General features: G+C 48.0%; 9 protein-coding genes. 3 read left to right on the top strand and 6 right to left on the bottom strand.

All coding sequences use genetic code 11. The features are described from left to right. The 4 genes from COT43_10760 to COT43_10745 form a co-directional block, all read right to left on the bottom strand. On the bottom strand, positions 1–2,461 hold a 2,461-nt coding region (locus COT43_10760; protein ID PIS27399.1), incomplete at its 3' end, for a DNA polymerase III subunit alpha. Between the two features lie 4 nt (positions 2,462–2,465). Continuing rightward, positions 2,466–3,818: a hypothetical protein gene (locus COT43_10755; GenBank protein PIS27398.1), complete on the bottom strand. Its 1,353-nt coding sequence runs from the start codon at positions 3,816–3,818 to the stop codon at positions 2,466–2,468. A 92-nt stretch (positions 3,819–3,910) separates the two neighbouring features. After that, positions 3,911–4,579 (bottom strand): repressor LexA, encoded by a 669-nt coding sequence (gene lexA / locus COT43_10750; protein ID PIS27397.1) that lies wholly within the window; start codon positions 4,577–4,579, stop codon positions 3,911–3,913. A gap of 240 nt (positions 4,580–4,819) precedes the next feature. Beyond that, on the bottom strand, positions 4,820–5,152 hold the full coding sequence (locus tag COT43_10745) for a hypothetical protein (protein PIS27396.1): 333 nt from the start codon (positions 5,150–5,152) through the stop codon (positions 4,820–4,822). 288 nt (positions 5,153–5,440) lie between these two features. On the opposite strand from COT43_10745, the gene COT43_10740 reads away from it, so the two are divergent. The 3 genes from COT43_10740 to COT43_10730 are packed head-to-tail and all read left to right on the top strand — an operon-like array spanning position 5,441 to position 7,973. Further along, positions 5,441–5,965, top strand: a complete 525-nt coding sequence (locus COT43_10740) for a hypothetical protein (GenBank protein PIS27395.1) — start codon at positions 5,441–5,443, stop codon at positions 5,963–5,965. Next, positions 5,920–6,768: a hypothetical protein gene (locus COT43_10735; GenBank protein PIS27394.1), complete on the top strand. Its 849-nt coding sequence runs from the start codon at positions 5,920–5,922 to the stop codon at positions 6,766–6,768. Before COT43_10740 ends, COT43_10735 begins: the two co-directional genes overlap by 46 nt. Beyond that, complete coding sequence (locus COT43_10730) at positions 6,765–7,973, top strand: hypothetical protein (GenBank protein ID PIS27393.1); 1,209 nt, start codon at positions 6,765–6,767, stop codon at positions 7,971–7,973. Before COT43_10735 ends, COT43_10730 begins: the two co-directional genes overlap by 4 nt. A gap of 6 nt (positions 7,974–7,979) precedes the next feature. Here the strand turns inward: COT43_10730 and COT43_10725 are convergent, their stop codons facing one another. Then, the gene (locus COT43_10725) at positions 7,980–8,873 is read right to left on the bottom strand and encodes an EamA family transporter (GenBank protein PIS27392.1); all 894 of its coding nucleotides are present in this window, start codon (positions 8,871–8,873) and stop codon (positions 7,980–7,982) included. A gap of 113 nt (positions 8,874–8,986) precedes the next feature. Further along, entirely contained in the window at positions 8,987–9,178 is a 192-nt protein-coding gene (locus COT43_10720) for a hypothetical protein (protein ID PIS27391.1), read from the bottom strand. Positions 9,179–9,305: the final 127 nt, after the last annotated feature.

Genomic DNA, 9,305 nt, shown 5'->3' with positions numbered 1-9,305 from the left:
GATCGGCAAAACAGCGGGAATTCGTCAGCGCCATCGCGTCGGAAAGGTCGATATCGATTCTCGACAGAAAATCGTCCAACGATTTGAAATCGCCAGACTTCCGTTCCTTGAGAATTGCGTCAATCGTCTTGTCCTGAAGCCGGTTGATTGCCATAAATCCTATCCGGATTTTGTCCTTTTTGCCCTTGTATTCACGCTGACTCAGATTGATGTGCGGTGGAAGAATTTGAATTCCAAATCGCCGCGCCTCGCTCAAATAGGCATACGCCGAATAATATCCGCCCTGATTGGTGATAACCGCCGCGAGAAATTCTGCCGGGAAATGCGTCTTCAAATACGCGCACGTAAACGACAGCATCGCATACGATGCCGAATGCGGTTTGCAAAACGAGTATCCGGAAAATGACTCAATCATTTCCCAAAGCGTGTCAGCCAATTTCAGCGAGTAGCCGCGATTCAGAGCGCCCGTGATGAACTTCTTCTTCCAAATCGGCACCAAATGCGCCAGCGCAGGACGGGAAACAACCTTCCGAACGTAATCCGACTCAGCGTATCCAAATCCGGAAATTTCACGCGCCACCATCGAAACTTGCTCTTCATAAACCATGATGCCGTAACTTTCCTCCAAGCATTTTAAATCGGGATGTAAAAGTTTCCACTGCTTGCCGTGAATTCTTTCCAACATCAGGTTAATAAACCGATTCGCCGCCGGTCGAATGATTGACGAATAAATTACGACATGTTCAAAATCTACGCGCCCGGCTTTTTTCAACAGTAACCGTGTCGCCGGGCTTTCGATGTAAAAAATGCCCATTGTCCGTCCGGCTTTCATCATTTCTTCGGTTTCCGGATCACCGATCGGTTGAATTTTGTGATAATCCACGAACTCACTTCGGTAAAAACCGATCTGTCTCAGCGTGTCGCGCACGACGGCGAGCGAACGGTTGCCGAGGATGTCGATTTTCAGTAAACCGGAATCTTCGACTTGATCTTTCTCCCACTCGACGATCTGCACGCCTTTTGGAGCCATCAACACCGGAATGTATTTTCGAATTTCCTCCGGCACAATGATAACGCCGCCGGGATGCACCGAAGAAATCCGAAGTGCGCCGACTACTTTTTCGCTTTGTCGAATAATTTCTTCGAGCGTGTCATCGAGTTCAAGGTTTTGAAAACGCGGATCGGTTTTAATCCACTTCAGAAGTTCTGTCTTTCGCGCAAAATAGCCGATGCGTTTCGTCACGGCTTTGATCTCTTCATTCGACAAACCATAAACTTTACCGACTTCTCGAACAGCGGAGCGCGGTTGCATGAAGACCTGACTCGAAACCATCGCCGCGCGCTCTTTTCCGTATTTCCTAAAAATATAGTCAAGAATGTCATCGCGCTCATCCCACGGAAAATCAATATCGATGTCCGGCATATCAACGCGTTCTGGATGAATGAACCGCTCGAATCGCAGATTGTACCGAATTGGATCGACTTGCGTGATGAAGAGGCAATAACTGACAATCGAAGCGGCGCCAGAACCGCGTCCGATTGTCGATTTTGTCTGTTTGACAATATCCCACACGACGAGAAAATACGGAGCAAAACCTTTTTGCAAAATAAGCAAAAATTCATACTCGATTCGCTGTTTGACAGCATCACTTATCTCGCCGTACCGAACCTTAGCGCCTTCGTAAATCAGATCGCGAAGTTGTTTATTAGCAAGATTCGTCTCCTTGAGCGATAAGCCAGGAAAAATCGTATTCGTGTAAGTCCAATCGGTTTTGCAACGTTCGGCAAGATACTGGGAATTGTTGATTGCATCGAGACTATTCGGAAAGAGTTCGACAATTTCCTTTTCGGATCGAAAAAAATGCCGGCCGCTCTTGAAATCTTCCGCCGTCAATTGCGAGAGCGTGGCGTTTTTATCGATTGCACGGAGGATTTGATGCGTTTTCCAGTCGTCAGATTTCAAAAAATAGACATCGCCGGTCGCCACGATTTCCAGTGAAAATTGCGTCGCCAATCGCCGCGCCTCACGCTCCGAAACGCCCAGCCGAAGTTCAACATACAAGTGCGTCGATGGGAGGAATTGTGCAAGTTCCGCCAAAACTTTTTCTTGATGCGCTAGCACGAAAAGTCCTTCCCGATTGGGCATCAGGATTTCGGTTATTGAAACCGCGTCGCCGTCGTGAACGCGCGAGATCGCCCGGCAGAGATTCTCGTAGCCGTATTGATTTTCCGCCAGCAAAATAATATCGGCAAATGATGTGACGATGTTGGTTCCCGCTATCGGCTTCATATCCTGCTCTTTCGCCCACTGGACAAATCGGATAAAGCCGTAAAACCCGTTAACTTCCGTCAGTGCGAGATGCGTCTGGCGATACGTTTTTGCCTGCGCAATCAATTCCCGAGGCGTCGCCGTGCCAGACATTTTCGAGAAGGTAGAATGCGTGTTGAGATTGACAAACATAATTTTACCTAACCGCTGAGTTCGCAAAAAATGCAGAGGGAACCAAAATATCTTTTTGATTTTTGGACACAATGATTTTTAAAAAATCTTCGTGTCCTTGTGACTTTGTGGTTATCAGGCTGGCCGCATTCATGATTCCGGAGAATCCGTATCTTCTGCGAATATGGTCAACGGCGAGCGAAAGACCATCGTCCTTTTTCGATCGGAATAAATCGAGTTGATTAGCAAGCGGCTGAAAGCGCGTCGCATCGATAACGACCGCACGGACACGGTTTCGGCGGAAATTGGCGGCAAGAAACAGACGAATGGCTTCTTGAACAACTGTCGCATCGTCGTTGAACGCCACCGATCCTTTCCTCGCGTTTTTCAAACCATCGGTATAATGAACTTCGACCGACAACGACCTAGCGATTTGCTTCCGGGCGCGCAGTTGATGTGCCGTTTGTTCGGCAAGATTTCGCACGGCGGCTATCAATTTCGCTTCGTTATTTGTATCTTCCTTTAAAATGGTTTGCTGGATGATGTGATCGCGCAATTGCGGCGGCTGGACGACAGAATAATCCTTGCCTCGCGCCTCCAAAAACAATCGCCGGTAATGTTTCCCAAACAGGATCTCACCCGCGTCGGGTTCGGCGGTCGCTTCCTGTACGTTTTTAACCTGTCGAAGCAATAGGAATTTGACGATCTTGTTGACAGACGGCTCGGCGGTCGCCGGTAAATGTTCCGAATCCAGCGGCGAAAGAAAAACCTGCTCACCGCCCGGCTCCACCCGATAAACCGTCTCCGGAACGACCGCCGTTGCAATCCGGCTGACGAGTTTATTCGCGCTGATACCGACGCGGCTTTCAAGATTGACTTTGAACTGAATATCTTTCGCGATCAGCGAACCCGCCCACAAATTGTCATGATAAACGCCGCTCATGCCGCTCATATCGGCAAAATACTGTCCGAAAACCGTCGGTTCGATCACCGGCGAATAGTGCGCGATTGTTTGATAAACGTACTGGTGCATCTGCGAATAGAGCATGGAATTATACGGCAAAAGAATGACTCCGTGCGACATACGGCGCGCCAGCGAAACCTTCAGCCCTGGGAACAGGCCCTCGGACAATGCTTCCTGCGAAGACGAAACGATCGTCCCATCTTGGCGATTCGATGAAATAATCGCGATCGGGCGCGTCCGCAAACTCACATCCATCATCCGCTCCACCTGAAGCTCAAAATCGGACAGCCGAACATGAAAGACTGAAAAATCGTCTAACCGCGGAGAACGCAGAGTTTCAGTTTGCCAGCCACCGATGAATGTTCCCAACGGCGACAAACGCGGATTCTGATGGATGAACAACTCGCTATTCATATCCTATTCCCTGTCTCTAACGCATTTACCTTCTAAGCATCATCCATACTCTTTCTCTTCTCCGCCATCCCAGCAACCTCCGCGGCTCGTGGTTATTCATACTTCCGGAAGACCGCAAGCACCACGCCGCCGATTTTGAACTCATCATGAACGCCGACGTGAATCACAGCGTATGCCAGATTTCGCGGATGTAGTTCGATTCCGTCTGGCTTCGGATAATACCGCTTGAGCGTCGCTTCATTGTTAATAAACGCCACAATCGTCTGCCCGTTCTCCGCTGACACCTGCTGTCTCACGATCACATAATCGCCATCCTGAATGTTGTCATCGATCATCGAATCGCCTTTGACTCGTAAAACATAATTCCCGGGATATGCATACGAGAGCGGAACCTCGATCGACTCGCGATTTTCAATCGCCTCCAACGGATAGCCGGCGGCAATCAATCCAAGTAGAGGCAAACTGCCCACGCTTTGCTTTCGTTCAGGAATCATCAGCGCACGTTTGGCGTTCGATGCACCCGAACGCTTCAACGCTCCGAAATGCTCCAATTCTTTGACATACCAGTTCACCGTACCAAGCGACCTAATTTTTAAACCGCTCATGATCTCCTGAAACGTCGGCGCTCTCTTATTGACGTCGGTAAAATTCTGAATGAACTCTACAAACCGCTGTTTTTTGGGTGACAATCCTTTTTTCATCGTTTCCTTCCTTTCACTTCGACAAAAACCCGTAAGTAACTCGTAAGTAATATACGGCATCCTTTAGAAAAAGTAAAGAGGAATATTGAAAAAAAGATTAATCAGGTCTTTCCACCTCTTGCAAATTGAATAAATTGATATTGTGCACTCGTCGCCGGTTACTCTACCTTCGAAACTAATTTGGCCAACAACACTAACTGACTATCCCTCACATGATAGTTAAAAATGTTGAGCATCTAATTTTCTCCTTTAAAAATGGTTTCCAGCCATACTTCACTTTAATAAAAAACATTCCGCCATTTAACAGACAGACGGAACGTCTTCGTTTGGGATTCGGATTTTACTGACCATCGATGTTTCATCTAATTTGCCCTGACGGAATTTCGTCAGGTCGCTGACAAGAGCCGTAGCGCGCAATTGATTGGGTGTCTTTTTCGCGTTCTTTTCTTCATTTAGGACAAGACTGTCGTTGCGAATTCGAATATTCACGCAAATGCGGTCATTCGGACTGAGTGATTTGATCGAACTTGCATAATTGAGGTAAAACTCTTTAAGTATTTTCTTAGTCTCATCGATGATCTGTTGCGGAGTTTTTTCATCACCGGTCGATTCTGACCCATTTTTTACATCCACATTAACAATATTTTTTTTGTTTTCATCTCTGGCCTTCTCTGCGCCTCATAATGCACTCCCTCGACGGCGGTCGATACCAATTTCAGATCAGATTGCCGATTTCGCTCGACTTCTTTGTATAATTCGCTGACTAACGCCAGACGAGCGTGTTGAACGCGCCCGCGTCACCATTCAAAAATTTCAGTATGAGTTGTTCGTCATTCATCAATCGCTTAGACTTCCCGTTTTTCAAAAAAGTTTTACTCTACCACAAAGTTCCGAAAATTTTCTGGTTCAACTTAAAGAAAAGTGATAAAATCGGATGCTTTTTTTACTCGTAACAATCAGATTTTATTTATGATAAAATTTCATCAACGCTTATTTTTCACCGCTATCCTCGGTTTGTCATTCATTTCCGCCGGAAACACACAGACGATCGATCAGATGAGAGAACATCCGGGCATTCACCAGATTGAATCCGAACTGCATCAGAATATCAAATCAGCGCCGGATGAATCCATCCCGCTTTCCGAAGTTGCCGATTTACAGCCGCGAATCGCTAAAACCACAACGCATGAGGTCTTCGGCTATCTTCCTTACTGGCAATATTCCGCTTACAGTTCGCTGAATTATCAACTGCTGACGACCGTCGCCTATTTCAGCGCGGAAATCACATCGACCGGCGGCATCACCAACATGCACGATTGGCCGGTTTCCGCTCTTGTCAATAAAGCCCACACCAACGGCGTTCGCGTCGTCCTCGTCGCGACGTTTTCGATTCCGGCACGCTGGCGACATTACTGGGAAATGCGACATACCGGCACGAATGCGTGATGAATCTCCTGGATGCAGTTGAATATGGAAATGGCGACGGCGTGAATATCGACTTTGAATCAATGCCCGCCACGCAAAAGACGAATCTGGTTGCTTTTATGCAGGAATTGGCTGATTCCTTCCGCGTTCACATTCCAAACGCTCACATTTCAATGGCAACTCCGGCTGTCGATTGGAACGGCGCGTGGGATTACAACGCATTAGCAAATATCTGCGACGCGCTTTTCATCATGGGTTACGATTATTACTGGTCGGGTTCTACGCAATCCAGACCGAATTCGCCGCTCATCGGCGGTTCGATCAATGTCACCAATACCGTCAATACTTACTTGACTAAAACCGGAAACAACGGCGCAAAAATCGTTCTTGGTATTCCATATTACGGACAGGATTGGGCAACACTGACAGGCGAAGCATATTCGAAGACTGACAGTACCAAAGCCAAATCGGTCGTTTTTTCTACTGCCGTCGTCAACGCACAAACCTACGGACGCCTCTGGGACGCAACTTCACAGACGCCGTGGTACAAATATTACACGACACTCTGGCGTCAATGCTGGTACGATGATTCTTTAAGCATTGCGCTGAAGTACAATTTCGCCAAAGCGAAAAACCTGCAAGGTGTCGGTATGTGGGCGCTGGGACATGACGGAACGCGCCCCGAACTTTGGGGTGCATTGGCAGATGCTTTCGGCGGGTCGCTCCCTCCGTCTCAACCGACAGGCTTAATGGTCTTAAATCATAGCAGTTCGTCGATCCGGATTCATGTCGATCCGCAAAACCGTCCGCCGACCATTTCGTGATCTATTCCTCAACAGACGGCATCACCTTCGATTCATTGACGACCAGTCGCACCAACGATACACTTCTCATTTTTTCCACAATCAACCTAATCAACTCAATCAACCCAATCACCTATTTCAAGGTGAAAGCCGTCAATTCCGGTGGTGAAAGTTCGTTCACCGAAGTCGGCGCCGCCATTCCGTCGAGCGAATCATCAAGCATTCTGATCGTCAACGGTTTCGACCGCACGGATGGCACGGTTAATACTTTTGACTTCGTGCGGCAACACGGCTCATCCGTTTTCGCGAACGGGCGGACTTTCGATTTTGCCTCAAACGAGGCTGCTATCTCCGGCGGGATTCAGTTGACCGATTATCGTATCGTCGATTGGATTCTCGGCGAAGAGGGAACCGTAACAAGCGTCTTTACTTCTCAGGAGCAAACCAAAATCAGTGATTATTTGGAAAGCGGCGGATCGCTTTTCATTTCCGGAAGTGAGATCGGATACGACCTCGCCGGAAATTACGCATCTACAGAAGATAAGACTTTCTACGCCAATTACATGAAAGCGAAGTACATTAAAGACGACGTCGGCAAATATGCGACAATTCCCGCAAGCGGCGGCATTTTCGATGGGATCGACAATTTCAATTTTGACGACGGTACACACGGAACTTACGATGTCAACTACCCGGACGGAATTCAACCGATTAGCTCTGCTGTTCGTCTAATAGACTACGACGGAGCGACTTATGAAACAGACGGTTGCGCGGGAATCGGTTACGAAGGCGTTTTCGGATCGTCTGCAACTTCAGGAAAATTGGTTTATCTCGCTTTTCCCTTCGAGACGATCTATCCCGAATCGGCGCGCGATTCCGTCATGGCAAGAATCATCGCCTTTTTGGACAGACCCAGTTCGATCGAACAAACGACCGTTCTACCCGAAAAATTCGCCATTCTGCCGAACTATCCAAATCCGGCGAATCCGGGCACGATCTTCCCCATCATTTTCGGAAAAAACGTGACTTCGACGCAGATTTCCATCGTCAACCTTCTCGGCGAAGAAATCTTTTCGACGCGCATCGAACTCGCAAATCGAAACGGCTACGATTTCCAATGGAACGGTCGAACGAATTCGGGTAAACCGGCGCCAACCGGAATGTACCTGATCAAGATTTCGACAGCCGGCGAATCAGCCGTTCGGCGGTTTACGATTCTTCGATAAATAAGATCAAATGAAGAACAACGCCGTCCCGACGACGGCGATCAGCGCACCGAGGAATTCTCGTTCGGTGACTTTTTCCCTGAACAATAATATGGCAAGCGGAATGATGAGAATCGGCGGCAGAGCCATGATCGTCGATGCAATTCCCGCTTGGGTATGCTGAACAGAAAACAGCGAAAGCGAGACGCCGAGAAACGGCCCGAAGAAAGCGCCGAGCGCTGTAAGTTTCATCGCCGTTGCGTTTCGGACGGCGGGAATCAGCGTTTTCGTCCGCTTAAAAAGAATAAATATCAGTAAAAATCCGGCAATGCCGGTAATGATGCGAATTTGCGTCGCGGCAAACGCATTATAATCGCCCATCCCGTATTTACTGAGGATCAATCCGACCGCCTGACCGACGGCTCCGCCGAATGCGTACAAAATTCCCTTGATTGGTCGCGAGAATGTCACACGGTTGTCGGCGTTTCTTTCCAGCACGACCAGCGCCACACCGCAAACGGTCATTGCCATTGCCAATATCTCGAACCACGTTAACGTCTCACCGAGCATTATCCAGCCGATCAAGGCGGTTATCGGCGGGACGAACGACATCATGAGCATGGAAATCCGTGCCCCTGCAGTTACAAACGCTTCAAACAAAAACAGATCGCCGATGACAAATCCGACGAGACCCGAAAGCGACAGCCAAATCCAGACATGCGCCGAGGCGTCGAACGGCAGAATCATTCCCCGGACGAAAAATGTAAAAACGCTCAAAAAGATGAAACCAAGAACCAGACGTATGACATTGACCGGTAAGGAACCGACTCTTTTGCCTGCCGCTTCAAACGAAAGTGATGTGAACGACCAGCAAACCGCCGTCATCAGCGCCGCCATTTCTCCGATATGAGATTGAAACATACTTTATACTCTTTAATATAATAATCAATTTAAAAAACATGTTGATTGTATAAAATTGCGATCCGAAAAGCAACAATTATTTGACAAGCGGTTCGTATATCATTACCTTGAAATTATCGAGCAATCCCGAAGCTTCGGGATAACATTCGTTGAGCGTCCTGTTTAACCGTTATCACCTCTTCGGACATAATTTTCGGCTCTGCTTCGATGATAAATTGCAGTTCGCTGACGGCTTTGGATACAAATCCGGCTCTGTGATACAGTTGTGCCAGCAGAAGATGCGGGGATAGAACTTGCGGGAACATGTACGTCACGGTCTTCAGGCACTCTTCGGCTTTTCCCGAAGCTTCGGGACCGAATCCTGATAAGCCTTACTCAGCGCAATGTAGATGTTTTTATCGTTGAAACCTGTCAGAGATTCTTCAAGAAGAG

Source organism: Candidatus Marinimicrobia bacterium CG08_land_8_20_14_0_20_45_22, assembly GCA_002774355.1.
Lineage (GTDB): Bacteria > Fidelibacterota > UBA2242 > UBA2242 > UBA2242 > 0-14-0-20-45-22.
The sequence above is the reverse complement of the archived record's forward strand: the minus strand, read 5'-3'. Positions and strand labels throughout refer to the sequence as shown.